General features: G+C 34.6%; 23 protein-coding genes and 1 tRNA gene. 15 read left to right on the forward strand and 9 right to left on the reverse strand.

Annotated elements, in window-relative coordinates:
* The first annotated feature begins 45 nt into the window (after window positions 1–45).
* Window positions 46–831, forward strand: coding sequence for a hypothetical protein (locus BZG02_RS11815; protein WP_143470461.1), 786 nt, complete (start codon window positions 46–48; stop codon window positions 829–831).
* Window positions 832–843: 12 nt separating this feature from the next.
* Here the strand turns inward: BZG02_RS11815 and BZG02_RS11820 are convergent, their stop codons facing one another.
* Window positions 844–1,467 carry an HAD family hydrolase gene (locus tag BZG02_RS11820; RefSeq protein WP_101261642.1) on the reverse strand — a complete coding sequence of 208 codons (624 nt, stop codon included), beginning with the start codon at window positions 1,465–1,467 and terminating at the stop codon, window positions 844–846.
* A 100-nt stretch (window positions 1,468–1,567) separates the two neighbouring features.
* On the opposite strand from BZG02_RS11820, the gene BZG02_RS11825 reads away from it, so the two are divergent.
* A tRNA-Ile gene (locus BZG02_RS11825) sits at window positions 1,568–1,641 on the forward strand.
* Window positions 1,642–1,703: 62 nt separating this feature from the next.
* Here the strand turns inward: BZG02_RS11825 and tssO are convergent.
* From tssO to BZG02_RS11850, 5 genes are all read right to left on the reverse strand, one after another.
* Complete coding sequence (gene tssO, locus BZG02_RS11830; RefSeq protein ID WP_101261643.1) at window positions 1,704–2,213, reverse strand: type VI secretion system TssO; 510 nt, start codon at window positions 2,211–2,213, stop codon at window positions 1,704–1,706.
* A 132-nt stretch (window positions 2,214–2,345) separates the two neighbouring features.
* Entirely contained in the window at window positions 2,346–3,488 is a 1,143-nt protein-coding gene (locus tag BZG02_RS11835; protein WP_101261644.1) for a hypothetical protein, read from the reverse strand.
* Window positions 3,489–3,490: 2 nt separating this feature from the next.
* On the reverse strand, window positions 3,491–4,507 hold the full coding sequence (locus BZG02_RS11840) for a PKD domain-containing protein (RefSeq protein WP_101261645.1): 1,017 nt from the start codon (window positions 4,505–4,507) through the stop codon (window positions 3,491–3,493).
* Entirely contained in the window at window positions 4,507–6,306 is a 1,800-nt protein-coding gene (locus BZG02_RS11845; RefSeq protein WP_143470462.1) for a type VI secretion system baseplate subunit TssF, read from the reverse strand. The genes BZG02_RS11840 and BZG02_RS11845 overlap by 1 nt, the downstream gene beginning before the upstream one ends.
* 15 nt (window positions 6,307–6,321) lie before the next feature.
* Window positions 6,322–6,756: a GPW/gp25 family protein gene (locus BZG02_RS11850; protein WP_180335705.1), complete on the reverse strand. Its 435-nt coding sequence runs from the start codon at window positions 6,754–6,756 to the stop codon at window positions 6,322–6,324.
* Window positions 6,757–7,023: 267 nt separating this feature from the next.
* Here BZG02_RS11850 and BZG02_RS11855 point away from each other — a divergent pair, with 267 nt between their 5' ends.
* The 3 genes from BZG02_RS11855 to BZG02_RS11865 all read left to right on the forward strand — a co-directional run bounded on the left by BZG02_RS11855 (window position 7,024) and on the right by BZG02_RS11865 (window position 11,354).
* Window positions 7,024–9,444, forward strand: coding sequence for an AAA family ATPase (locus BZG02_RS11855; protein WP_101261648.1), 2,421 nt, complete (start codon window positions 7,024–7,026; stop codon window positions 9,442–9,444).
* 103 nt (window positions 9,445–9,547) lie between these two features.
* Window positions 9,548–10,000, forward strand: coding sequence for a hypothetical protein (locus BZG02_RS11860; RefSeq protein WP_101261649.1), 453 nt, complete (start codon window positions 9,548–9,550; stop codon window positions 9,998–10,000).
* A gap of 4 nt (window positions 10,001–10,004) precedes the next feature.
* Entirely contained in the window at window positions 10,005–11,354 is a 1,350-nt protein-coding gene (locus BZG02_RS11865; protein WP_101261650.1) for a DUF5458 family protein, read from the forward strand.
* A gap of 89 nt (window positions 11,355–11,443) precedes the next feature.
* On the opposite strand, the gene BZG02_RS11870 is transcribed toward BZG02_RS11865, so the two are convergent.
* Genes BZG02_RS11870 through BZG02_RS11880 form a run of 3 tightly spaced genes read right to left on the reverse strand, consistent with a single transcriptional unit; the run spans window position 11,444 to window position 13,815 of the window.
* Window positions 11,444–12,310: a TssN family type VI secretion system protein gene (locus BZG02_RS11870; protein ID WP_101261651.1), complete on the reverse strand. Its 867-nt coding sequence runs from the start codon at window positions 12,308–12,310 to the stop codon at window positions 11,444–11,446.
* A gap of 16 nt (window positions 12,311–12,326) precedes the next feature.
* Entirely contained in the window at window positions 12,327–13,241 is a 915-nt protein-coding gene (locus BZG02_RS11875) for a hypothetical protein (RefSeq protein WP_101261652.1), read from the reverse strand.
* Window positions 13,231–13,815 carry an NlpC/P60 family protein gene (locus tag BZG02_RS11880; protein ID WP_101261653.1) on the reverse strand — a complete coding sequence of 195 codons (585 nt, stop codon included), beginning with the start codon at window positions 13,813–13,815 and terminating at the stop codon, window positions 13,231–13,233. The genes BZG02_RS11875 and BZG02_RS11880 overlap by 11 nt, the downstream gene beginning before the upstream one ends.
* Window positions 13,816–14,339: 524 nt before the next feature.
* Here BZG02_RS11880 and tssD (BZG02_RS11885) point away from each other — a divergent pair.
* The 10 genes from tssD (BZG02_RS11885) (at window position 14,340) to BZG02_RS11930 (ending at window position 26,185) form a co-directional block, all read left to right on the forward strand.
* On the forward strand, window positions 14,340–14,726 hold the full coding sequence (gene tssD / locus BZG02_RS11885; protein ID WP_101261654.1) for a type VI secretion system tube protein TssD: 387 nt from the start codon (window positions 14,340–14,342) through the stop codon (window positions 14,724–14,726).
* 260 nt (window positions 14,727–14,986) lie between these two features.
* Window positions 14,987–15,385: a type VI secretion system tube protein TssD gene (gene tssD / locus BZG02_RS11890; protein ID WP_101261655.1), complete on the forward strand. Its 399-nt coding sequence runs from the start codon at window positions 14,987–14,989 to the stop codon at window positions 15,383–15,385.
* Window positions 15,386–15,516: 131 nt separating this feature from the next.
* Window positions 15,517–17,349, forward strand: coding sequence for a type VI secretion system Vgr family protein (locus BZG02_RS11895; RefSeq protein ID WP_101261656.1), 1,833 nt, complete (start codon window positions 15,517–15,519; stop codon window positions 17,347–17,349).
* 191 nt (window positions 17,350–17,540) lie between these two features.
* Window positions 17,541–19,160 carry a toxin-antitoxin system YwqK family antitoxin gene (locus BZG02_RS11900; RefSeq protein WP_101261657.1) on the forward strand — a complete coding sequence of 540 codons (1,620 nt, stop codon included), beginning with the start codon at window positions 17,541–17,543 and terminating at the stop codon, window positions 19,158–19,160.
* Between the two features lie 75 nt (window positions 19,161–19,235).
* The gene (locus BZG02_RS11905) at window positions 19,236–19,943 is read left to right on the forward strand and encodes a PAAR domain-containing protein (protein WP_101261658.1); all 708 of its coding nucleotides are present in this window, start codon (window positions 19,236–19,238) and stop codon (window positions 19,941–19,943) included.
* Complete coding sequence (locus tag BZG02_RS11910) at window positions 19,936–23,253, forward strand: toxin VasX (RefSeq protein WP_101261659.1); 3,318 nt, start codon at window positions 19,936–19,938, stop codon at window positions 23,251–23,253. Before BZG02_RS11905 ends, BZG02_RS11910 begins: the two co-directional genes overlap by 8 nt.
* A gap of 28 nt (window positions 23,254–23,281) precedes the next feature.
* Window positions 23,282–24,010 (forward strand): fibrobacter succinogenes major paralogous domain-containing protein, encoded by a 729-nt coding sequence (locus tag BZG02_RS11915; RefSeq protein WP_180335706.1) that lies wholly within the window; start codon window positions 23,282–23,284, stop codon window positions 24,008–24,010.
* A 91-nt stretch (window positions 24,011–24,101) separates the two neighbouring features.
* Window positions 24,102–25,361 carry a hypothetical protein gene (locus tag BZG02_RS11920; RefSeq protein ID WP_101261661.1) on the forward strand — a complete coding sequence of 420 codons (1,260 nt, stop codon included), beginning with the start codon at window positions 24,102–24,104 and terminating at the stop codon, window positions 25,359–25,361.
* Window positions 25,362–25,454: 93 nt separating this feature from the next.
* On the forward strand, window positions 25,455–25,715 hold the full coding sequence (locus BZG02_RS11925) for a hypothetical protein (protein WP_101261662.1): 261 nt from the start codon (window positions 25,455–25,457) through the stop codon (window positions 25,713–25,715).
* 53 nt (window positions 25,716–25,768) lie between these two features.
* Complete coding sequence (locus tag BZG02_RS11930; RefSeq protein ID WP_143470463.1) at window positions 25,769–26,185, forward strand: hypothetical protein; 417 nt, start codon at window positions 25,769–25,771, stop codon at window positions 26,183–26,185.
* Window positions 26,186–26,457: the final 272 nt, after the last annotated feature.

Consider the following 26,457-nt stretch of genomic DNA (forward strand, 5'->3'; position numbering starts at 1 on the left):
CTCTTTGTTTTATATATTGCATTTAGATCAATATTATTTTACATAGTGAAGAACAAAATTACACTACTACTTTTTTTGTTCCTTTTTAATTTTGCTTACGCAGATAAACTCGAACTAAGCGGAATTTTTTTAGGCAAAAATATTTACATCCTCAATCCTTTTTCGGATTCGGGTGTAGGGTTTTGTGTATCTGAAATAACTGTAAATGGACAAACCTCTGAGGATGAAATTAATAGTAGTGCATTTGAAATTGACTTATCAAAATTCAATTTTCCGATAGGCGAAAAGATAAACATAACAATTACTTATAAAAATGGATGTCTACCTAGAATAATTAATCCAGAGGCAATAAAACCAATTAGTTCATTTAATCTGCAAAATGCAACCATTGATAAAAAAGGAATCTTAAATTGGACTACTAAAGATGAAATGGGAGCCTTACCATTTATCATTCAGCAATATCGTTGGAACAAATGGATCACTATTGGCGAAGTAGAGGGAGTTGGAATACCACAACTAAATAAATATCAGCTTAACGTTCGCCCACACTCCGGTAAAAATATTTTCAGAATTTATCAGGTTGACTATACCAAAAAGCCAAATTACACCTCAGAAATTAACTACGTATCTGCCTTACCAGCCATAACCTTTGGTCCCGAGAAAGTAAAGGATGAATTACTATTCACCAACGAAACTCTGTGCGAGATATACGATAATTACGGCAATATCGTTTTTAAAGGTTTTGGCAATAAGATTAGACTAGAAGAACTTCAAGATGGTTTGTATTATATCAATTACGACAATACAATGGGTAGTTTTCGAAAAAAATAAACCTCTTTCTGATTAAAACAAATCCACAATTCTTTCTCCTTTTTCCAAATCTAAATGGTGTGTCCTCATCCCAACAAGCTGAGCAGCTTCGATATTGGTCAGCATATCATCAATAAATAATGTTTCCGAAGCAATTAAACCTTCCTTTTCAAGTACCGTGGTGTAAATTTTAGGATCTGGTTTTCTTAAGCCCATATCTTGAGAACAATAACATTTTTCAAAAAGATCAGAAAAACAAAGGCCATGAACCTCTTGAATCATTTTAATAAATGTTTCCCAATGAATTATACTCGTATTACTCAACAAGAATAAACGATGATTCTTTTTCAACTTCATAAGCAAGTCTAAACGCTCATAGGGCAAATCTAAAAGCATAGAACACCATGCTTTATTAATTTGTTCATCGGTAACTTCAGACTTCATATGCGCTCGAATTTCACACCTAAACTCATCGGCACTTATCATCCCTTTTTCCAAACGATCAAACAAACCATTGGTCTCGTATTCTTTTTTCACTAAATTAACATCAGTCAAGCCGATTTCCTTAAAGCTCTTAACTGCTTGATCCGTATCAATATTAAGAAGTACACCTCCTAAATCGAAAATTATATTTGGGATTGAATTGTATTTTTGCATAAAAAAATTGTTTCAAATATTGAATAATTCAATACAAATATGTAACATTGCACTCGCAAAACAAAGGTAAGTACAATACTTTTACCGTCTTGTTTTCATCGGGCCTATAGCTCAGCTGGTTAGAGCACCTGACTCATAATCAGGGGGTCCATGGTTCAAGCCCATGTGGGCCCACCCCCAACAAAAACACCCAATCGTAAGATTGGGTGTTTTTTTATGCATCAAATTGCTTAGAATTATTTCGCATTATGCCTATAAATATCTAAATCTCTTTGTTTTTCCTCCAATTTCTCCTTCAATTCTTCAATTATGCTCACATAAGATTCAATATCTGTTTTTGCATCTTCCAGATTAAGCAATTCTATTTTCGCTTCCTTTAATTCAAGATAGGTAAGAATAATATTGTTATACATTCCAACATTCGCAACACTATCTTCTGCAATAAACTTATTTCTCATTACTGCTAATTCTGTTGAAATTAACTGATCGGTAAATTCAATATTTGTGCCTTTAATTTCAATCATATCAATTAACGATTTTACTTTATCCATTTTAAGGGCAAAATCGCTGGTTTGTTTTTTTTCCAAACTCAAATAATTCAATCTATTATGCAAATATTTATTTTCCTTTTCTGGGACTTTATAATTAAAGAACACAATAACAACAACCAAGGAAGTAGTTAACAGAAATAGTAAAAAGAAGCTTATAAACGCCTTTCTGCGTTGCTTTACATTTAGTGATTTCATCTAATTTTATATTTTAAGATTTTGTTCTAGAAAACTAACTATCCAATTACTCCCTTGCATATTCAAAGATTTTAACACGGAGGTTTCCTATTTCAAAACACTATACTAGTTTACATTTAAATTTACATAGCACTATTCTTTACCAAAGAAGAAAGGTCTTTTTTTCTTTGCCGTAGTTGTTCCTTCTATTTCTTCTTCCATAAGTGTTTCTTCTTTCACAAAAAGGTCGGTCTCAATTTTCTTACCGATATAATCTAAACCAGAAAGAATTTGTAACATTTGCTCTAACAAACTAAGTAGCCTTACTGCTTTGTCTACAGAAATACTAATTTTATTGTGATCATAGTGATGCTTAATTAACTGATTTAATGCATCCTCAAATTCCCCTTCGTTAATATTACACCAATCCGATATGTAAGTCAAAAATTCATCCCTACCGCATCCTTGCCATCCGTCAATTGAATTTTTCACCATACGTGCCAAATCCATTACCAAAATTACCATTTCAACTGGGTAATCATAAGGAGTTGCAATTCTGTATCTCGAAAGAGTTACACTTAAAAAATCGAGTAGCTTACAGCAAATTTCATTTAAGGCTTTAGCAAGAGGATTATCCTGTTTTTTTAGTCGGATTTTATTAATAATTGAAGAAGAAAACTTCTCAATGGAACTAATATAGGTTTCCACTTGCTTATAAACATCAAACAAATCTGGATTCGATGCAATAAATCTTGATGCAATAATGTAATCAGAGTCGATACTCCAACTTGCATCCATCTTTGTTATCCGTCCGAATACCAGGTGATTTTGACCCAATAAAATTTCCGATAACTCGTCTTCTTCTAAAATGGAAATATTCATTTCAGGAGCTACAAAAGGTTTTCGAACTGGACTTTCCGCTACATCAGCCATTCCAACAGGTTGGCGTGAAAAAGGATCTATTGATAAAACGACATAATAGATAGCATCACTTTCCGTTTTAGGTAAATCACACTTAAATTCTTTTCCATCTGCAATAGCGTAATGAAAGCCACTAGGGAAAACAATTTCAACAGGCTTAAAAGTGACCAGAAGTTGAATATCATTATCAATATCCATCCACAAAAAGTCTCTCTCACTTCTAACAAGACCAAAATTTAAAGGCGAAACCGACAAGCCAGCCACTCCCATACTTTTTTTGATGAATGAGTTCTCCTGAGCAATAAAATGCTTCTTATTAATATTCATGCCGTCTACCCAATTTACAGGCAGAAACATATCATTTTCATTTACCATATTTAATCGTTTTTAAAACCTCGCTTTTTTTTGTATCGTATTGTAACATTTATAATCTTGGCACTATTTATTCTTTCCGTCGAAAACTCTCTTATTACAATATTCTTTCCTTCAACATCTTTAATTATTGCCTCAAAAGTCAATAAATCACCATTACATCTGGCCATTAAATTTTTATTGTTCTCCGAGAAATATTTTAAAAATTTCTCTTTATCTCCAGTTCCATCGGCAATCTGCTGAAACATAACCGTTAGTTCACCATCCGTAGGCAAGGATTGATCTTTTACCGGCTTCTTTTCAATATCTTTAAAAACCTGATACACTTCTGGGGTTTCCGGAACGTACTCCTTTTCTTTTTCAACATCCGACTTCGTTGTTGCCGCTATTTTGTGTTTTTCAGATGGTTTCACCCGTACATATATTTTCTTCTGAGCAGTAAATTCTCTATTTCCATCTACCACCAAACTAATCGTTTTATAGCCTGGCTTAGTAAATGTATACTTTACCGATTTTCTTTTTGAATTCATTTGACTAGAACCATCAACTTGCCATTCCCATGAACTTCCTCCCTGGGCACTACAAGTAAAAACGGCCGAAGCACCAACGTACACCTGTTTAGGACCGGCAATTCTTGGAATTATAACTACAGGTTCATCGTCCTTCACCTTTTCTATATGTATCGATTCCTGAAATTCGTACTTATCATTAACTTTAAGCGTAACAGTATAATCTCCATGCTCAGCATAGGTATGAATAGGCGACTTTTCATGTACCAATTCGGTACTATCTCCAAAATTCCATTCGTAAGAATGATCCCCTGCGGTATTATTTCTAAACTTTAACATAGCATTCGCCATGTGTTTATCTCCTAACACATCAAAACTAACCTCTGGAGGCGCTTGATAAGCAAAGTATTTAAAACCTAAAAGTCCTAATAACGGAATCAGTAGAAGTATAAAAAAATTAGAAATCATTGAGTCAATCCTAAATTGACGAGGTTCTTCAGTATTTTTTGCCATTATTGTTTGAATATTTGGATTCCATTAATAAATAAACAGTAAGGATAAATATTACTTCCTCTTTCTTCTAAAACATGCAATATTTCGCGTCCTTCTAGAATAATTGCATCTTCCTCCCCAATTTCCCGCTTACTATTTAATTTGATATTGATTGTTCGTACAAAACCAGTTTGAGAATCCTGACTCTCCATTAATCCTTTTTCAATCACCACCTGTTCAATCCTTTCTCCCAAAACATCAAAAACCAATGCTTTAATGTCTTTTTCTGTAACAATTCGCCCACCAGACAACATCATATACCTATTATTATAAAGTTGCTCGTCAGAATTTAAAACATTTCGGGCTCCAGTCATAGGAGTTATAAAATAGCCTCCAGCTTGCTGAATAGAAGCTCCTTTATATGGTAATATTGGAGTATTCGGCTTAATTCCTTTTAAAATTTTTCCAGCTGTAGTATAATATTTTACAAAAATGGTATCTGCAATTTCTTTATATTTTAGGAACATATACACAGGACTATGATACCTTTTCTTTTGGGTTACTGATTGCTGCAAACGAGCAATTATTTGTCCCAGCACTTTCAAGTCATCCGAAAATTTACCATTATCGAGCATTGCAAATGCAGCACTTTCATTCCTCAGTTTTCCAATTAAAAAATTAATTGCTTCGTTAGCATTTTCTGTCGACATGCCAGCTACCCCATCCCGGCGCAAAAGAAATGTACCATTCTCCCATTCGCTTCCATTTTGAACTCCATACTCCTCGTAAATTACGCCATCATCGCCTTCCACCACATCCAGAGCAAAAAATGCTTCCTCATCCTGTAAGCTAATTACTGATAAGTTCTCGCTACTTTTAAAAACTTTCTCTCTTTCGGTAAGATTAACCACTGGTAAAGCATTAGCAAAACAATTTACCGATGATAAAATTCCGGAATTAAAATCCTCATTAAAGCAGATACGCACCCAACAAATATTCTCCTCTATTTGCGAACTATTCGCTTTAAAATCTGGTTCGGAGGTATTAGCTCTTTTTATTCTTACAAATTGTCTATCGTAATGAGATAAAACCCTTTTTTTAATACCAATCAACTCGCTTTTTGAGCTTCCCCAATCAATAGTTAATTCTTCGTCTTGTTCGGAATTCAATCCAAATTCAACTTCTAATTCCTCATCATTAAAATAAAATTTTGCACTTCTTAATTGTCTATAAAAAGAATCACGAACTGCGTTATTTTCTTTGTAGTCGAAAAATAATCGAAATGTATTTAAACCATCTGTATTTACGGGTATTTCAACCCCTAACAAAACATCATTTTTATCTAGAACGATTCCTTTCAGAACATCCGATTCGATTCGCGATTTGAAACGATAATCAGTCATTTGATAGTATGCCGCATTGGATAGCATATACTTAACTCCGCCCTTAAAAAGAGAAGTTTCCTGAAGAGAAATAAATTGCAATTCTCGAAGTGCATCAAACTCGTTTCGGATCCGACTTAAAAATTTATAATTCGCAGGCAAACACGCCACCGAATCGGTAGGATTAATAATTGCTACAGAATAACCAGGTTGCACTCCACCATGAATATGAGGAATCAACTGATTCATTAGTTTTTGGGCTACGCGATCCTGCACTTGGTCCATTTCGTGATAAATAGACTCACTTTCCGCCGCTAGTGCCGAAATTAAAATTCGTACCAAAGGATCAAAAGAGGATTCATCGTACACTTCATCGATAGCCCACATCCGTGAAGCCTGTTTCAACATCCTCTCTTTTATTAACTCTTTATGCTCCATTTACTGCTTCTCCATTTAATAGTAGGACAATGGTCCCATGAAAAAGTATCCCGAAAATGCAAATGGCTCATCTGTTTGTGCCAACCTTCCGGTAACTTTTAAATCCAACTTCTTTTTCATACAGGTTACATTTTCACCAACACCAATTAATGCTTGCGAAAAACTTATTTCTATCCCCAAATCATCCAATCTATTTTCATGATTTTTAATAGACAAACATAATCCTGATTTGATTTCTTCTTTCAGTCTACTATCATTAATTTTATTATTAAAATCACTGTCCCATATGGAACAACCAAATGTTTCATCATACAAGCAATCGCCTAAAGCTGTTGTTATGATTAGGTATAGATGTTGTGAAATAGATTCTTTTAGGCTACAATGTTCATGATCTTTTTTCTCACACAACTTTCCAAACCTTAACGGTAACGAATAGTATATATCATTCAAAATATGAATATTAATAAAACTCTAGTTAAAACAAATAAAAATACTTTACTTATAGATTACCAAATAGTAATAAAACTACGAATTTATCAAAAAAAACAATCACTTCCATTTTTAATTTAACCAAAAAACGTTTTTAATAAATTACTTAATAAAATATAATAATTATATTTGTTATGCTCTACAAATAAATTATTAATAACTTTATGATTCTAAAGTGCCGGTTTCACTACTTAAACTATTTCATATTGTTTAATTATAGCACACAACATGATAAAAATTGAAAATGGCTTAATAAAACTATCCGACGAAATTAAAAATGCCATAATAGTAGCACAATCATGCGCTAAAGAAAACTGCAATCCATGCTTTTCTCCTGCTCACCTGTTAAAGGGGCTTCTGCACAAAAACAGTGGCATCCGAGAGCAACTATTTGCAATGGATGTAGATGTTTACTATTTGGACGAATGGGCTGATGTTCGTATGGAAGGCTACCCAAAAGATACTAGGTTATCGAATCCAATTCCTGCTGATGATGGAGTAGAAAATATATTTCAGGAAGCAGAAGAACTGAATTTATTGGGAGAACAGGAAGAACTAAGTTCGCTAAGTGTTTTAACCGCCCTAATAACACCTGGAGTTGGTTTTACTTTCGATCAATTAAAAACTTTCCCTCTTCAGCGCGATCAGTTACTTACAAAATTTTTTAGCGAAAGTTCTACTGATACCAGCAAAACGAAAGAGAAAAGTTCAAAATCAGATCTTGAATACCTAATCGATCTGACTAGTTTAGCAAAAAATAACCAATTATCTCCTGTAGTTGCCAGAGATCAAGAACTATTAAATATTACGGAGACAATTGGTCGATTTACAAAACCACATGTACTTCTCACTGGCGAATCAGGAGTTGGTAAATCGGTAATTATTAACGGGTTAGCAACTATCATATCGCAAGGAAAAGCTCCTGCATTACTCACTCAATCAAGAGTATTTAAACTTCAAATGGAAAGTATTCTTGCTGGAGCTACCTATAAAGGAGAAATAGAAGACCGACTCCGAAAAGTATTTAAACAACTAGAACAATTAAATCGTCCGATTCTATTTCTAGATGATCTTCAGACCCTGATTGATGATAAATCGGGAAATACAGGAATAACACACCTTCTTAAATCGGAATTAAATAAAGGATACTTTGTATTAATTACAACTATTCCAAACGATTCGTTCCGAAAATTAATTGATGGTGACAGTGCATTAAAAAGACTTTTTGAACACTTAAATATTGAAGAACCGGACACTACTCATGCCATCGAAATGACCTTGAGTGCGGTATCGCAATTACAAGATCATCATAAACTAAATATACAGCTGGAGCAGATTGCCGAAGCCGTAACTCTTGCAACTCGTCATTTTAGCGAAAGAAAGCTACCCGATTCAGCAATTGATCTTATAGATCGAACCATGGCAGGAACTCGAGCTCAAATGGATACATTACCAGGCGAAATTGACCAGCTAGAAAAACAATTAAAAGCAACAGATTGCGAACCAAATGATATCGAAATTATCGATGCAGGACTTCGGAAATTCCTCACCTATATTGGGCAACCACAAGATGAGTTGAATGAACTAATCGAACCCGCAACCAACTGCTACAAAATGATTGATATTTTACGACATGAAATATCCAATCAATCCGACGAAATAAACTTTCATAATTTAGCAACCACTGTTGCCAGAGTTAGTGGTATTCCTGTTGGTAAAATAATGACTCGTGAACGAGATCGTTTACTAGGAATGGAAGACACATTAAAATCTACAGTAATTGGTCAAGATCAAGCAGTAACTGCGGTTTGTGAATCAATACTAGAATCTCGCTCGGGACTTAACCGACCAGGACAGCCAATCGGTTCCTTTTTCTTTTTAGGACCAACAGGTACGGGAAAAACAGAGCTTGGCAAACAACTTGCCAACTTCTTATTTCAATCATCAGCATCCTTAATTCGTTTTGACATGTCTGAATTTAAAGAAGAACACTCTGCAGCTTTACTTTATGGAGCCCCTCCGGGATATGTTGGCTATGAAGAAGGAGGTATGCTTGTAAATAAAATCAGACAAGAACCTTATTCCGTAGTACTTTTTGATGAGATTGAAAAAGCGCACCCTTCGGTTTTCGACATTTTCTTACAAATACTCGACGAAGGAACCATACATGATCGTTTAGGAAAAACTGGTGATTTCTCCAATGCAGTAATTCTTTTTACATCCAATATTGGAAGCCAATCTATTGTTGACCAATTTACGGAAAAGAAAACATTACCTGCCTCGGATAAATTAATGGAAAGTATGGCCAACTATTTTCGCCCCGAATTCTTAGGAAGACTTACTGGAATAGTGCCTTTCGCTCCCATAACAAAAGAGAATATCACAAAGATTTTTAATCTTCAACTCAAAGAACTAACAGAGGCGCTAAGTCAACAAGAAATTGAATTAGAAATCAACAATAAAACCAGAGAAAAACTGGCTGAAGAAGGTTACTCTCCTCAATACGGAGCCCGCCCTCTTCGAAATATTATTCGCACCCGACTGCGCACACCATTATCACGAATGATCATTGGAAATGAACTTCAGCCGGGACAAAAAGTAATTGTAACATTTGACAAGAATAATACATTAAAGTTAAAGGTTAAATAAAACCAACTGGATTTTAAAGGAGCATTAACTAGTCAGCTCCAAATCCGACAATTATATTTTACGATAGAAACCTAATAATTAACATTTAAAAAAAATACAGAGCATGAACGGAAATTTTGAGCTTGGTGGAACAGAAGTAAAATTAGATGCCGGTGAGGCTATCCAGGAAATTCCACAAAACAAAACTTTATTAATCGAGAAACTAACTTACGACGCTCCGATTAAGCCAGATATTGTAAAAGGTCTTAAGACTGTTGAAGAAGTTTTTCAACACTACAAACCACAAATAGATGTAGATTTTGAGACCTCGGAAGGAACCACACAAAAAGAAACTCTTGGCTTTACCAACCTAGGTGATTTTGGAATAAAAGGCATTACCGCACAAAGTGAATTTCTTAAAAGTTTAACCACTGAAAAAGAACAACACAACAAAATCATTAAGCAGCTAAAAACAAATAAAATTTTGAAAGCTGCCCTTACCGATCCTGATGCAAAAGCTGCCCTTTCGGCTGCTATTAGCGGATTAATTGAAGAATTAAACGAATTGGACAGATAATAAGATGCTACAGAACAAAGAACAAATAGATAGTTCGTTAGTAGCTAACGAACTACCCTTAGAAGAAAATATAAATAAACTGGCAAAGTATGGTGGATTTGATCTGCTTGAAACGGCTATTGAAGGAGTTCAAAACATGAACCCTGAGCGAAAGGCCAGAAAAAAAATCTTCTTCACCGAAAACACAAAAAAAGAGGAACGTGCACAATTAAAAAGAACACTTGAAATATGGTCTGAAGCAATAAATAGCTCAAGCGACCTAAATGAGATGATCGACAGAAGTAAAGAGAAAGCTTCAGAAACAGCTCAAACCCTAAAGAAAAATCTTGGTACGGTAATCGAACAAACCAGAGATTTAGAACGATCCTATCGAAGCATGGCTTTGTTCTATAAAAACTCAGAACAAGATAAAGTAAAAAATATATCCATTATGAATGCAGATCCAGATCAAATTAAAGATTTGGATAACACTAGGTTCATTGATGCCGTATCGGCTGAAATAAAGAACACTTACGATCGACTTGACCTAAGTGATAACTACGGCTTATTAGTATTACCTGGCTATCTAGGTTCTAACATGCTAATTGAAAAATGGGGTAAAATCGCTTACGACAACAAAGTAATGATGGTAACCGATTTTGAGCATCTGGATGAAGCTGATGACGTAATGGAAATGTTTAGCGCTGCAAATCTAGCGGGTGGTGACATGTTCCGCTCCAACGTAATGATGACTTGTAACTGGCTAGTTGGTAGAGGTAAATTCGACGAGGTAAACGAGGAAGATGACCTTTACGTACCACCAGCAGGAGCGTTAGCCGGAAAAGTATACCAAACCCTTATGTCGCAGGTAACTGCAGGTAAAAAATTTGGTGGAATTAACGAAGTTCAAGGAGTTAAATTTGACCTACGTAAAAGCGAAATTTCCAGCCTAGAAAAAATGGGATTAATCCCAATGGTTAACGAATATGGTAAAGTAATGGCTTTTTCAGCCAAAACACTATTTAACGGCGCGAATCTAGGGCTACAAACTTATTCGGTAGTTAGAGTTTTTGATTACGTAACAAAAGTGATGATGGATTTTCTTAATCGCAGAGCTTTTGAAAATTTTAATGCAAAAACACGTAAGGAACTTTTGAAACAAATTATTCAATTTTTAGATACAATATCTGGTCCAGATAAACTAATTGAAAATTTCACCATTAAACGTTTCGAGCAGGATCCAATTCAAAAAGATCGAGTTCACCTTGATATTCATATGAAACCATATTTTCCAGCCAAGAACTTCTTAATAAAAATGGAAGGTCAAAAAGGAGATGATGGTAACGAATGGGATAGTGAATACGCACAAGACTAGATTATTAAGGTCTTACTACTATAAAAACAAACAGGCTTGCTATTCGTTTAGCAAGCCTGTTTGTTTTTGTATCTAAATAGATTAACCAATTAATCATTCAACCTTTGACACACAATTACAGCATTCTCTTTTATACTATTTCTATATATTGTTTGCTCAGTATTCACCTGTTTCCACCGTCCAATAAAGCGGGGACGACGATAAAAAATCCAACTATGCAACTTATCTTCTTGCGCCCCATAATTGATTAATTCCTCGGGATGCTTTTGATTGTAATCATTAATAAAGTGATAAAAAAACATTCCAAAGTCCATATTCTCTGGAGCACGAACCCTAAATCTTGACACAAATTCAGCATCTTTCGTCTTTAAAAACTCTAAAGTAATAATATATGGGTTCTTTAAATCCTCATATTCTGGTCGAACATATTTTTTATGAACAGGATACTCCCATTTCCTATAAATAGCCAAAGGAATATCCATAGCACTATTAAATAAATAACGAAATATCCATGGTAGTATTACACTAATGGTAGCTGTAAGAAAGAAATAATGCATCCCAATAATTCCAAATCGACCAGCAATTTGTATAAATACAATAAAGCCAATCAAAACCGTAACAATTATAAATAGGAGTTGTGCTAACCACTTTAGTTTTTCGGGCCATTCAAAATACTTCTCCAACGCCACAATCATCAAATAACCAAACAACAAACTCATCACCATAATAGCAATATAGTTGGAAGCAATTCCGTAAAACATTAGATTACTAATTGTAAACAAAGCACAAACAGCATATGCAAGAGCCGCAACAAGAAAATATAAAATCATTTTCTTTCTATCGTGGGAGAACAGCTTTTTTAAGCTTTTTGAGAATGCAAAAAACATCGCTCCAAAAAAGAGAAACAATATAGAAACCGCATTAATATCCCCGGCTAATAAATTTTTTAAAATCATAAGTCTGATCTGTTTTTTAGGAACTTAATACGGAAGAATAACCTAGAATACCAAATCCAACATGTGAAAACTCCTGCTTCGTTTTACATTTAAAATCGAACTCATATTCTACCGGCAATAAATACTCCATAATCTCCAGTATAAATTTATAAATTGATCCACCTTCCAGATAATCCTTCACATCTTTCTCCTCCACTCCTTCTATCTGAAACCGAACCATTGGAAGCTCTTCCGTTGTATCTCCTACAATAAAATTTCTTCCCAAAATAATTTCACTACCTCTTTTTTTCTCTTGGCATTTTATGCAAACCAAGCTTTTTTTATAGGTAACAGACTTACCTAAAAACACCTGCAATACCTTACAAATTTTATCCAAATTACCCTTTAACGAATAGGCCAAAGGAGCAAGTTTAAGTAAAAACTGTTTTTGACACTCCTCCAACTTAGGGTTAATATCCCAAAATCGGACTAAAAAACTTTGAAATTGATGATCCTGATTTTTAAGCAAAGAAACTTCTTGCTGTTCAATCTTCACTAATATCCTAAACAACTCATTCTCGAAAGGTTTAAAAAAAATTCTAGCCTCCCGTTCTTCTCTTTTTTGTTTCTGATGAATTTGAATTAATTGCTGAACACCTTCTCTTGTATTGCCCTCATTTCTTTCATGAATTACTCCTTCGGGCAATAAATCGTAAATTCCATTTCGCGAAAGAAGCAAATTCACTCGACCTTTTTCCTCATTCATTCCCAGCTGTGCCTTCTCAACGTCTCTTCTGAATGGTCTATTAAAAGCACTATTCATTTGAATCATCAAATTCTCGGATGGCATACCACGATCCAACAATAGATTAGTAATAATCTCAGCTTTCAAATTAAATGGTAAACCATTAATATCTTGTATGCACCCACTCAAGGTATTTTCATTCAACATCCTTAATAATCTTAGCATTTGAAATTACACGAAACCTGTTAATTGAATCCCGCAAATGATGAAAACGAAGATCGCCTCCAGCATCAGCAGCAACAAAAACATCATTATCTAAATAAAATCCAACTTCTTTTACCTCGCGAAAATTTTCTTTAAAAAAAACCAAATCACCTTCCTCTAGAAAATGACAATCTTTAAACAAATAAGTTTTTCTTGCCTCATAAAGCTCATTAAGCTCTGCAGGCAACTTAGTTCTCAAATTTAAATAATATAAATATTGGATAAAACTAACATTTAAAGATCCCAATTTTGACATATTCGAATCCTTAACCATTGTCCACTTATCAATATTTTGATACAAACCAATATTCTTTATTTGCTCCTTCTCTACGTGAAGAATTGACGCATACTTTTCTTTTAAAGCCACCAATGCAGGTTCATCATGATAAATTGTATTGTGAACAATTTTTTTAGACCCACAAGAAAACAAACTGCATAAACAAATCATCAAACCAAGTACTGGGATTAGCTTCCCAAATTCATTTTTCCCACTAAATGAAGAATTATTTCGCAGCATTTATTTAAATAATAAAAGATTAAGTAGATTTTACAATGAATGCAAAATCAGCTAACAAAATTATGAAAGATTATAGCTAAGAAAAAATATTAAACCGTAATTCTTTGTTAAAATAATAAAAAAGTCACGAAACACCAATAAACAAAGTATTCTTATGTTGTTGCTATATATAAATTTTCACATCAAAGCATAATATATTACCTATAAACGAAACGAAGCTATAATTATTTTGTGAGAAAAGTCACATTTAGCAGAATAAAAATACAAATGCAATTAAAAGACTTGCTAATGCTTTAATATACAATGTGTAATTATTTTAAAAAAAATTTATCCTGAAATAAAAAAAAATTATAAATCCAAAAAGCCCAAGAATTAAAGGTAAACAGAGCTTATTTAATATGTTTAACGTTGCCTATTAAAAGCAAATTACTAATTTTTACAATGCTACATAGTTGCATTTTAAAAATACTATTCATAATTTCACGTTTGTATTATTATTATTATTAACATTTAAATTAAGTTTTATGTCATTTAAAGCAAAATTAAACGTAGGTGGAAAGACCATGAATGTTCTTTCTTGCAATTACGATTTAACTCAAGAAGTTGATGCTACCGGTCGTCCATCATCTGTTACTCGTGGTGGTCGTATCATGTTAACAGTTGAAAGTACTGGTGATACCGATATGTTCGAATGGATGTGTAATAACTTCGAGAGAAAAGATGGCACAGTTACTTTCTTAAAGCGCGATACTGACGCTAAACAGAAAGAATTGTCATTTACTGAAGGATACCTTGTAAAATATGAGGAAAAATTCAATGCCTTTGATAATATGGCTATGGCTGAATCGTTTACCATCTCTGCCCGTGAAATTAAAATGGGTAATGGTGAGCACATTAATGAGTGGGTATAATCTTACCTAGGAAAGAGGGACGACATATATATGTCGTCCTTCCTAACTAAAATCAGGATACCATCACGTATTCCTAATAGGGTAAAAATATAAAATTACTTGAAAAAAGAATAAAATAATCCTGATAAAGAAGCTATCGTTATCCGCGATAGCTTCCTTTTTAAAATTACCAATTCCGTTTCCTTGTTTTAGCGAATATTTAAACTCATAATTAAACGGACAAGCCTGTTTTTTTAAACCCAATGTAAAACACAATCAATATGTCATTTCTGGCTGAATTTATTATAGACAACTCTGTTGCAAAAGTAATTAATTGTCATTTTGGGATGGATCAAGCCATCACTGTTAATGGACGTGCTTCACAAAAACCTGTTGGTGGAGGAATTATTGAGCTTGAACTTGAGTCAACCTCTAGTACCGAATTTTTCGATTGGATGGCCTCTCCGGATAAACGTAAAAGTGGAAGTGTGACTTTTTACCGCAGAGATGCAATGTCCCGTTTAAAAAGGCTCGATTTCACTGATGCTTTATGCGTTTCCTACCACGAATATTTTCATTCTGAAGGTTCGCACCCTATGGTAACAAAAATGAAATTATCAGCACGAGAAATTAAGCTTGAAAATGTTAGTGTGGTTAATGACTGGAATGCGGAAGCTTAATCAGATAGGAAACATTCAATCGTAATTAAAAATTAGAAAGTATTTCACGATGGAAAAAATTTGTCCCATAAAATTCCAATTCCTGAAAAAGTAAATCCATACAAAAAATATACTAGTTAAAAACTACCAGCATGGCACTGCAAACAAATACAATCATAAAAATAGATGGCGTACAATACCCAAATTTTCTTGATTTACAGATTATTCAAGGAATAAATACCCATCACTGTTTTGATATCACCATCTTGTGGGAGCAATTTACCGGAGAAGGAAATGCAATCATCGATAAAACACAAAGTTTAATTGGACAACAAATAGAAATTCTAATTTCTGATAATGTTGGCGACTCAAGTCTTCCGGATGGTACTTTTATAGGAATTATTACAGAAGCGGAATCTATAAAATCCGAGTTCTCATCGGTTGGAGATCATATTCGAATTAAAGGATACAGTCCAACCATTTTATTGGAAGATGGTCCGAACTGTATTGGATTTGAAGAAAAAGACCTATCGGAAATAGTTCGTTTAGTTACTGCCCCCTATCCAACCAACACAGAAACCACAATCAATCCAATTACCCGAGATGTTTTTCCGTACATAGTACAATACAATCAAAGCGCTTTTGGATTTTTAAGTCAGCTAGCTTCTCGTTTTGGGGAATGGTTTTATTACAATGGACAAAAAATAATTTTCGGATCGGAAACCTCTGAGCCATTACAATTAAAGTATGGCATCGATTTGATGGATTTTAATCTGAAAATGCAAACCCATCCAAAAACGTTTAACTACGTAACAAGAGATTACTATTCCAACGAAAAATTGGAAAGTTCGATAGCTGCAGGTACTGAATTACCAGGATACCACGCACAAATGGCCGAAAAATCGGAAGCCATGTTTGGACAGGAAACCATAGTAGATTTCCACCGACACACCGCTGACGGAGATTTAAACCAAGCATTAGAAAATGCTGTGGTAAAACAAGGAGAAGCCAACGTTGCCCGAATGGTAATTCTAACTGGAAGCACAATGAATCCTGGTCTTAAAGTGGGAGCTTTAATTTCTATCGCTCAAAAAACGGCTAATGGAGAAACTACTTATGGTAAGTTTATAGTTACTAAATTGATGCACACCTGCCAAATGTCGGGTGATTATAAAAATAATTTTGAGGCAATACCCGAAAATGTGGTGTATCCTCCTTATACCAATGTTGCTCTCTTTCCCCAATGCCAAACTCAAACTGCATTTGTGGTAGATAATGCTGATCCACAGGGAATTGGTAGAGTAAGAGTTCAATTTAGCTGGCAGTTAACTGCTCCTTCGCCATGGATTCGAATGACACAACCACATGGTGGTGTGGATAAAGGATTCCATTTTATTCCAGAAATTGGTGAAGAAGTAATGGTTGGTTTTGAAGCCGGAAATGCCGAAAAACCTTTTGTAATTGGAACATTATATCATGGCGCAGCCAAACCAGAAAGTTTTACAACCGACACCAACGATATAAAAGCCATTCGAACCCGAAGTGGACACACTATAGAACTGAATGATACCGACGGCGAAGAAAAAATAAACATATACGACAACGAAGGCAGTATTATTACTTTCGATACACAGGCAAAATCGCTAACCATTAGCTCTGTTGAAACGATTGATATCTCAGCGAAAAACATCAACATTTCAGCCGAAGAAAACATACAAATAGCCGCTCAACAGAATATTGGAATTGCCGCTCAGGCTGATGCCAACATACAAGCGGAAGGTAATTTAGCATTACAATCTACTGGTGACACTACCGTAAATAGTAGTGCTGCATTAACTCTTGCTGCTACTAGCGATGTTGCTTTAAGTGGTCAAAATGCAAGTGTTTCGGGACAAGCAGAAGCAGGATTATCGGGAATGCAGGTAAAAGTGGAAGGACAAATGACTGCAGTTCAAGGTGCAAGTGGTAAAATCGAAATCATGTAAAAAAATCTATTTTATCATGTAATTAGGTTTTGTTTTTAAATTATCATATTGAACTTGCCGTGCAAAATATAATCGTATACCACGATGTACAAACACAGTGGTATAGATATTTCCTATAAAAGAAAAGTGCAATTGCCAGCAGGTAATTGCACTTGTTTATATTCACCAAACTATAAAAGAATCAAGTGAACATGCTTAAAACGTATAAAATAATCCTATTTGTTGTTTTTTCTACTCTTTTATCGAACCACATCTTTGCCCAAGAAAGCTATTTTAGCTGGAGAGATATTAAAGAAATGCAATTCGGAGATGTAAGGGTATATCAAACTTACGATGGAAAAGCACTATCAGGTATTTGTAAGCTATCCTCTTCGGGAGGAACCTACGACGTAATCAATTTTGAAAATGGAAAAGTAAACGGCAAGTGGGAAAGTTACTATTCCGACGGGAAAATACTCAGCCAATCTTATTTCATGAATGGAATAGCCGATGGTACGTTTACACAGTATCATGAAAATGGCAAAACTGCAATGACATCAGAATACAAACTCGGAAAAAAAGAGGGAATTTGGAAAAGCTTCGGCCCCGATGGCACTCTAAGTTCAACAGAATCGTACAAAGAAGATGTGAAAGACGGTGCTTTTGAAAATTTTTACAGCGATGGCTCCTTACGCTCGGTAAAAACTTACCAAAATGATGTAGCACACGGAGTTTGGGAATACCACGATAAGGATGGTTCTTTAGCAAGTTCGGAAACCTATAATAAAGGTGCTAAAGATGGAAAATGGACAAAGAATGTAAAGGATCATTTTACGAAAAAAATGCTGAGTGAAGAAAATTATTACAAAGAGGATGTAAGAATAGGTCATTGGATTTGTAAAGATAGCAATGGTGCTATACAATGGGAAAAACAATTTTCTGCTGATAATGATTACGTAGAAAAACAATATCATCACAACGGAAAATTAAAAAAGTTAATTCATATTGTCGATGGTAAACTACATGGTTTACAAGAAGAATATAACGAATTAGGCAACAAGCTATACGCTAAAAAATACATCAACAACTTTATTTCCGAAAAAAAGCTTTTTTATAATGATGGTTCGAAAAAAGAGTTTGCCTACTATGAAAATGGACAACTTAAGGGAGAATTTATTAGCTATTACGAAAATGGAAACATCCGCTTAAAAGCAAATTATTCGGATGGTAAACAAAATGGCACACGCGAAGAATATTTTGAAAATGCACAGCTAAAAATGTCTTCCAACTACACTTTTAACCATAAAGATGGCACCGAAATTAGCTATTATCCTAATGGTGAAATAAAAAACTCTGCCGAATACTTACAAGGATTAAAAAATGGTACTACTACCCAATACACCTCTACTGGCTTAAAAACTTTACAAGAAATATTCGCGAAGAATTACTTAGTAGAAAGGTTTACGTATTTTAAAAATGGCAATGTAAAAGAACAAACAAAATACGCTAATAATCAGAAAGATGGGGAGTATAAAAAGTACAATGAAAAAGGAAATATAACCTACCTAGCAGTTTATGTACAAGGCTACCTTGAAGGTAAAGTTTCAAAATACAATGAAGATGGGCAGTTAACCAGCGAGACTGAACATGCAAAGGGTGCGAAAAATGGAATTTATAAAGAATATAATGAGGCGAATGGTGTAAAATTGGAAGGTTTATATACTAACAACTACAAAGAGGGTGTTTGGAAAGAATATGCCTTAAGCGGAAAATTGATCTCTGAAACGCAATACGAAAAAGGCAACTTACTATCAGAAAAAAAATTCAACTAACCCAAATTTAGCAAAGCCAAGACCTATTTGTTTTGGGCTATTCACACTTATTATCAATAAAAAAACTAGAAAGTTATGGCAGGAAAACCAATTGCAACAATAGGAAGTATGCACGTTTGTCCGATGGTTTCTGGACTTGTACCTCATGTAGGTGGCCCAATAGTAGGACCTGGAGCACCCAATGTATTAATTAACGGAAAACCTGCCGCTCTTATGGGCGACATGTGTGTTTGTGTGGGGCCACCCGACGTGGTAGCCCAAGGAAATCCAGCAGTTTTAATCAATGGTGTTCCTGTAGTTTGTCAAGGCGATTTAACTGCTCATGGTGGTGTTGTAATGTCGGGCGAAGCAAACATTCTCATTAGCACCGCTACTCCAAGCCCTCAAGCAACGCTGCCCATTTCCAAAATTCCCTTTCCCGAAATTAGATTGTTCGAACGCATTGGTGCTGCTCTCCACAGCGATACCGTTGACCTTAAGGAAGCTAAAGGGAATATAGAGGCGATAAAGAGAGGAGATGCTGAGGTGGAGCGGAAGATATTTAATGTTCGATTTTTGAATGAAGATGGACAAAAAATAACGAGTGAGAATATCAGAAATAATGTAAAAGTAGCGGCTTCGGTTTCTGGTATTAACGACGGGGAAATAGTAACCTTTAAATTAAAAAGAAAAACAAAGGATGGAGATACGGTTGTTGAGCTAAGTGGAACAGTTCAGGACAAACAAGTTATTATAGATTGGGAAGTTGACGAAAATCATTTTAAAGAAGAGACCAATGTGTAAAACAATAGTGTTGGATGAAATAATAATAACAGCTACGGCTAGCAATGCCAATACAGCAGTTTCTAATAAAATAAAAATAATTGATGGAATAAAAATATATCCACTTCGTTACGGCATATTTGACGACAAATTAATAGATACAGGTTTAGAGTGTATTATGACTGATGATGCAAATCCATCTAAGTTAAGCTCAATACCACATGGTGTAAAAATACAAGACCAATATAATAGCTACAGCTATCATCCGATGCCCCTAAATCAAGGTTATCTTTATGTGGCGAGTAAAGTAAACAATGGAGTTTATGAGTATCAAGTAGTAGATAGAGGCGAATTAGTGTTACTTAATTTTTACGGAGGTGATGAAAATGCAGTATCAGCTTTGAAAATTGGAGAAAGTAACGACTTTATCTTATCTAAAACTAACGATGAGATAGCATTATTCTCTAGTCCCATACAATTAACAAAAACTATTGCGCTAAAAGTTTTACTCACAAACCCTAACGATATAATTGCAGCCAATACCCTTGATGTTAAAGATTGGGCACAAAATGGTACACCTGGGGATGTAAGATTACAGGAAGGATTTATGGATCCTAAAGCAGCATGGATAATGTTTCCAAAAACCTCAGAACGTTTTGATCCTTCTGAAATAGAAGCCAACATCAACAGGATATCCAATGCTAATACCAAAAATAAAGATGAAAAAACAAAAAACAGAGATTTGTTTTTTGTAATACACGATATTTGGGGCATTATTGAGCAGGTACGTACTGATTTACTTAATATGCATCTTTATCATGATGCCGTAATGCGTTCCATTAGAAGTGGGGTTGACCCCAATAGTATTTTTCGACAAATGATTATTTTATCAGAACAGGAAAAAATATTTTCAGACGAATTATTACTGCAAAAATCAAGTGATGAGTTGATTCAGCCAGTTATGATTCATCATATGGCAATTAGTGTTTATCGCTTTTTATATGATTCGGAAAAACCAGCTTGGAAAGAGCATGTTAAAAAAGCAGAAAAGCAAACAAGCAAAGCTTATCTGGAGAAACTTTTGGCTGTAAAAGAAAGAGAAAGTTGCCGATATAACATTGATGTAAAACGACGAGCTTTAACCAGTATTACTGATAATAATATTTTTAAAGATATTTGTGCCTACTATGCCGAAATGCCTCTAAGTCATCATAATAACGATGAGGCAGCTAGTTATTATGGTATGATTATACATGCCAAGACCATGATTGCAGATGTATTAAAAACATTGGTGGTAGCTCCCAACGAAAGAGATAAGCATATCGATTTAACCGCCAATGTAAAATATTACCGTACCCATGGTTATCACGATGAATATGTAAAACGTGTTAAAAATTTTCTTACGTCCAAATCACATCCTGCCACACAGATATTAAATACAGAAGTTGTGCTGGAGGACTATATTGATGAAAAAGACCTTAATGAAAAAGTTGACCCTAATATCAATGTAGATGCTGATGTTTATGTAGAAGGAAAGGAATGGTCGATAATAAATGAAGATGCCAAAACAGTAAAAATTCAAGACTATATTAATATGTCCAATGCCATTATGGATGCCTTTCAGAAGGCTGCGTATGATGAGTATGAGATTAAGGGCATTGTAAATATGATTGAAACCAAAGAAACCAAGGGTTATTTTATTACCAAACGCAGTGATATAAAAAAGGTTGTTAAACACAGTTCCTACTTTAAAGAAGCACGCAAAATAAAATACCAATACAAGCGGTATGGTAATGCTAAAAAAGGCATGGTTAAGGTAATTACCAATAATCAGGATGAGTTGGACAAAGGGATCGTGCGCATTGCGGTAAAAAAGCAAAATCCTAGCAAAGTTGATCGTATTAGCCGAGCCATTTGCACCAATAAGTTGTGGCAAGGTATGGTCGATAGTATCTTTTTGTTTTCTTTACCTTCAGTATTGCAAGAATATGATAAAAAGGATCCGATTAGAGCGTCCTTGTCGGCATTAAGTTATACCACAGGGGTATTTGCATTAGTCGATAAATATAAAATTATAAAAGTGGTGCCGCGTAAAGGTTTTGCGACTAAATTGGTGGGGACTGCCGCCAAACGTTCCGTTGCTTTTGCTGCTATTGGTGGCACATTGGGTGCTATTACCGATGCCTGGGATGCTTCAGTATTGGCCTTGGACGAGGATTATGATGCGGCTGTGGCTGGTTTTGCCAGTGCGCTGGCGGGTATTGGAGCCACTACCATAGCCTTGTTTTTTGCCAACGCAGCCTGGGCCGGCCCTGCAGGCATAGCCTTAGCCATTGCTGCCATTGGAGCCAAATTATTAGTGGAGTATTTAAAAGACACACCGCTAGAAGCTTTTATTAAAGACACCGTATTTGTAAAAGCCGCCATGCAAAATGTCAGTCTCCCATACGAATTAATAAATTTAGTGTCGCAGGAGCAGGTACGTGTAAAGATGCTCGATGGAGAAGATGATATGTACTTAAAGGATTACCGTTTACAGTATCAGGCTTTTACTTATGTGCATTCGGGTTTGTACGATTTGCGATTAACACCAAAGTTTGATAATATTTGTTACGAGGCAGGAGAGTATGCTTATATTGGTACCGAAATTATTGTAGAAATTAACAAACACTTGTACAATATAGATGAAGTAGCTATTCAGGCTCACCTGGCATTCGATACCAATTTCGATTGGGTAAGAGGAAGACAATGCGATACCTTTCCTTTGGATATGTGGCCAATAGGTGTTTCTAATAACCCTAATGAGGTAGCGGTAAGCAAATATTTTAAGCAGGTTAGTTATTATCCGGCCGGATATAACAACAATAAAACAGCTAGGGATTATCACCAAGATTGGATTAATCGCCGTACAGAATTTTCGTACAAACCAGTAGCTCATAATCAGAATGCTTCGAAGGAACTAACTCTTTTTGCCTCAATGCCCGAAGTTAAAAAGAAACCAATGATGGTGCTTGAGGATAAGGATTTTATTCCTTTTGCTTTTAGAGATAGTTTTAAAGTGAAAACTAAAGGAGGAGGCTCAACAGATTTTTATTTATTCCTCACGCTCAAACTAAAGGATAAAAAAGGGCAGCAAATTCCTTTACCTATACCTGGTAGAAATGGAGAAACTTTTATTATTCATAAATATAAAGTTGAAATACCTAAAGAAGCCTACAGAAACAAACGTACAGATCGTGTTACCTATCTCCATAACACTACGAAAACCAAAGTAAAAAAAGAAAAAGTAAGTATTAACACTCTTGATAATTTTTATAAAGATGAATTTTAAAATATTTAGTACAATAATTACACTTTGCTTGTCATTAATAATTATGTCGTGTGGTGGAAATCATAAAACAAAAACAGTACAGACTTCAAAAGAGAAAGTGTCAGTTCCTAAAAAGGAAGTATATATTATAAAAAAAGATGCTGTTAAAGATATTGATGGTAATAGTTATAACTCCGTTGTTATTAATGGTCGTGAATGGATGACAAGTAATTTAAGGGTGACAAGATTTAATGATAGTACGCCAATAATACAGGTTAAAAATGAAAAAGAACTTGATAAATATTTATGGGATAAAAATTATAGCTATGTAAACTATGATAGTCTATTAGTGACCGATTATGGCTTATATTACAATTATGAAACTGTTAAAACAGAAAAACTTTGCCCCGATGGTTGGCATGTGGCCTCCAAAGAAGATTGGAGTGATGGATTAATGATTTTTGTTTTAAATAAGGGCGATAATACGGCAAAAAACTACTATCCTGAAAGAGACCTTCGTTCAAAAACTGATTGGTATTACTCCGATATGAACGGCAACGATAAGTATAAGCTTAATATCTTACCATCAGGTATTCGTGATGAAACTGGCAAAATTGTTGATTTTGGTAAGGCTGCAGGCTTTTGGACTAGTACAAGCGATGGAAATGGGAATAGAGCTTGCATGTTCAATACCGGGGGGGGTATGGGAATCAGAGTGTTAGATGGCAGGTATGGTCAAGCTGTTCGTTGTGTAAAGGACAGAAAGAAATCAGAATAGTTAATCATGTTTAAATAAAAATGAACTTAAGGTTCGCTTACCTATTAGCGATTACTCTATTTTAGTTGTACAACAACTGTTTCAATAAAAGATGAAAATTGAATTAGATAAATCAACAAGAATTACCCTAGCGATAATAACAGGAATTGCAACCTTAGTCACTTTTGTTATACTTTTTATGGGTGCTTTTTTTGTAAATGATACTTTGGAGCCTATACTTCAAAGGCCTGAAAGTTATACGATAAAAAAGAAATTGAGCGTTGAAGAAAATTATGACAAACAAGATGTTTTGTATGCGCAACTAAAAAAAATAAAAAAACAAGAATTAAATATTTTTCAAAAGGCTTCACTTGGTTTACTGCAAGCCTTTGCTTTTTTGATCGCGATTCTAGTGTTACCACTTGGTATAGCATTAGTTTTTAAGATAGCACCTTCAAAAGAATTATTTTATAGAGGAATTTATTCCAAAGGAAAATTTAGGCTTGATAGAACGAGTATAATGCAAGCTGAAAATCCGGGTATCTATAAATTTCATCGTACAGATGATGAGTCTTTTTCATTTAGTAAACCTAAAACGAGGCGTAAATTGATCAGAACTTTTATCATTTGGGTAATTATTACCACCGTGGTTTTTATAGGAGTATATAATCCTGATACCGTTGAAATATTGGGTTTACCGGTTGCGGCTTTGCTAATTACGATCCTCATATTATTAAGGGTAGTATTGCCTGCGCCTCGTCTCATATTTGATCGATTAAATGGACAGGTAATATTCAAGGGAAACATTGTAAATCCAGGTTTTAAAGCGAGTTTTGATAAAATATCCCCAGCCATGCTATACGGAGAATTAATGGCTATTTCACATCCAATATTTCAGTATAGTATTTTAGCATTTGGTGCTTTCGATGAGGATACTTGGAGCTTTTACGTGCAGTATATGGATAAAAACAGACCCTTACCAGCTGGAAATGTATTTGATGAGTATCGAGAAAAAGATTATTTGCGTCGTAAAGCAGAAGGTTATACAGCGCCTATTTACTCATCTTCTAAATATATTTGCGATGCCAATAGCGGCTATGTAAATGGCACGCCAGAATTCCAAAAGGAAATAAAAACCTTTAAACTAAAAATAGAAGATGCACATGCTACAGTACTTCAATTCTTCGAAAAAGAGGGTAAAGTTCTAATGGAACCTTATAAGCTATGTTTTTTGGGTTTGTATCAAGATCAAATGGTTTTTAAATACATGAATCAACCTAATTATGATGATTTAGAAGTTTTTAAAAGCGATAAGGAATTAGTTGGTCGTTACTTAATTCACAAAAAAACGAATAAAATAACTTTAGTATAATCAATGAATTTAAAAAAGGTAATTATAATAGTCTTAGTAAGAGTTTTTTGAAGCTTTCGAGAAAAGATTGGGACATTCTAAAAAACAGAAACAATGAACAATAAACATCCCTTATATCGCAAAGTAACCCATACTGAATATACTGGAATAAAAAAAATAGGTGATAAAGGCCCACAGAGCTGGTTGCAAAAAGTGATTGTTCCTTTGGATGAATACTTTTACAAAAGCAAAATGGGGCATCCATATGTAAGTGATGAATTTATAAAGATGAATTCAAATTCTCATATCACACCATTTGCTTGGGGGGGGAGCAATTTTATTTGTTACTATACTTATTACGTACTTCTCAATTAAAGATGGAAGTTTTGGTAAAACACCTGATAGGTATAATAATATACTATTTTACTATGCCTAAAAAGGAAATCATTCTCAATCGACTGGATGAAACTATAACTTTTCCAGGCTTTATGTGGAAAAAGAATATTACCATGCCATTTGATAAAATAAAATTTTCTTACACATCAGGTGGTCCTAATATGATAGGTGCTTATCAGTTAGTAATTGTCAGGCCCGATAAAGCAGGTTCAATTCAAGATTTTCCATTTCCAGGAATTGATTGCTACCAAGATTTAGCCTACCTAACATGGTACATGGATAAAAACCGGCCATTGCCTCCAGCTGAAGATTTGGATCCTTATCGCGAAAAAGATTTCGAACGTCGTAAAAAGGGAAAGTTTAAAAAACCACTGTACCGAAGTCAAATACCAACACCCGAAGCTAGTCCAGAGCAGCAAGCAGAAAGAGTACGAATTGGAGGGTGGTAAAATAGTTTTAGCATAGCCATTTCTTTAAATAACTATATGAGATGAAATAAGATTACTTGTAAAAAAACTAATGCAACATAAATTTCCAACCTAAATAAATTTAGATATGAAGAAGAATTATTCAGCTATAATATTATTTATAGCTCTCTATAGTACCCTCGTTTTGTTGGACCAAGATTTCTGTTTTCTAAGTTGAATTTAAGCTGCCATATTATAGATTATAAACGGCTTCTTCCTATCGATGCCTTGATGATCTCTGTTATGATATCTAT

The sequence above is a fragment of the Labilibaculum filiforme genome, from assembly GCF_002843315.1.
GTDB classification, from domain to species: Bacteria; Bacteroidota; Bacteroidia; order Bacteroidales; family Marinifilaceae; genus Labilibaculum; species Labilibaculum filiforme.

Coding starts and splice junctions, on each gene's coding strand:
- BZG02_RS11860 (WP_101261649.1), top strand. CDS start 9,548: ATGAACGGAAATTTTGAGCTTGGTGGAACAGAAGTAAAATTAGATGCC.
- tssO (WP_101261643.1), bottom strand. CDS start 2,213: ATGAAATCACTAAATGTAAAGCAACGCAGAAAGGCGTTTATAAGCTTC.
- BZG02_RS11820 (WP_101261642.1), bottom strand. CDS start 1,467: ATGCAAAAATACAATTCAATCCCAAATATAATTTTCGATTTAGGAGGT.
- BZG02_RS11905 (WP_101261658.1), top strand. CDS start 19,236: ATGGCAGGAAAACCAATTGCAACAATAGGAAGTATGCACGTTTGTCCG.
- BZG02_RS11900 (WP_101261657.1), top strand. CDS start 17,541: ATGCTTAAAACGTATAAAATAATCCTATTTGTTGTTTTTTCTACTCTT.
- BZG02_RS11840 (WP_101261645.1), bottom strand. CDS start 4,507: ATGGCAAAAAATACTGAAGAACCTCGTCAATTTAGGATTGACTCAATG.
- BZG02_RS11865 (WP_101261650.1), top strand. CDS start 10,005: ATGCTACAGAACAAAGAACAAATAGATAGTTCGTTAGTAGCTAACGAA.
- BZG02_RS11910 (WP_101261659.1), top strand. CDS start 19,936: ATGTGTAAAACAATAGTGTTGGATGAAATAATAATAACAGCTACGGCT.
- tssD (WP_101261655.1), top strand. CDS start 14,987: ATGTCATTTCTGGCTGAATTTATTATAGACAACTCTGTTGCAAAAGTA.
- BZG02_RS11845 (WP_143470462.1), bottom strand. CDS start 6,306: ATGGAGCATAAAGAGTTAATAAAAGAGAGGATGTTGAAACAGGCTTCA.
- BZG02_RS11835 (WP_101261644.1), bottom strand. CDS start 3,488: ATGGTAAATGAAAATGATATGTTTCTGCCTGTAAATTGGGTAGACGGC.
- BZG02_RS11920 (WP_101261661.1), top strand. CDS start 24,102: ATGAAAATTGAATTAGATAAATCAACAAGAATTACCCTAGCGATAATA.
- BZG02_RS11880 (WP_101261653.1), bottom strand. CDS start 13,815: ATGCTGCGAAATAATTCTTCATTTAGTGGGAAAAATGAATTTGGGAAG.
- tssD (WP_101261654.1), top strand. CDS start 14,340: ATGTCATTTAAAGCAAAATTAAACGTAGGTGGAAAGACCATGAATGTT.
- BZG02_RS11875 (WP_101261652.1), bottom strand. CDS start 13,241: ATGTTGAATGAAAATACCTTGAGTGGGTGCATACAAGATATTAATGGT.
- BZG02_RS11870 (WP_101261651.1), bottom strand. CDS start 12,310: ATGATTTTAAAAAATTTATTAGCCGGGGATATTAATGCGGTTTCTATA.
- BZG02_RS11925 (WP_101261662.1), top strand. CDS start 25,455: ATGAACAATAAACATCCCTTATATCGCAAAGTAACCCATACTGAATAT.
- BZG02_RS11895 (WP_101261656.1), top strand. CDS start 15,517: ATGGCACTGCAAACAAATACAATCATAAAAATAGATGGCGTACAATAC.
- BZG02_RS11855 (WP_101261648.1), top strand. CDS start 7,024: ATGATAAAAATTGAAAATGGCTTAATAAAACTATCCGACGAAATTAAA.
- BZG02_RS11930 (WP_143470463.1), top strand. CDS start 25,769: ATGCCTAAAAAGGAAATCATTCTCAATCGACTGGATGAAACTATAACT.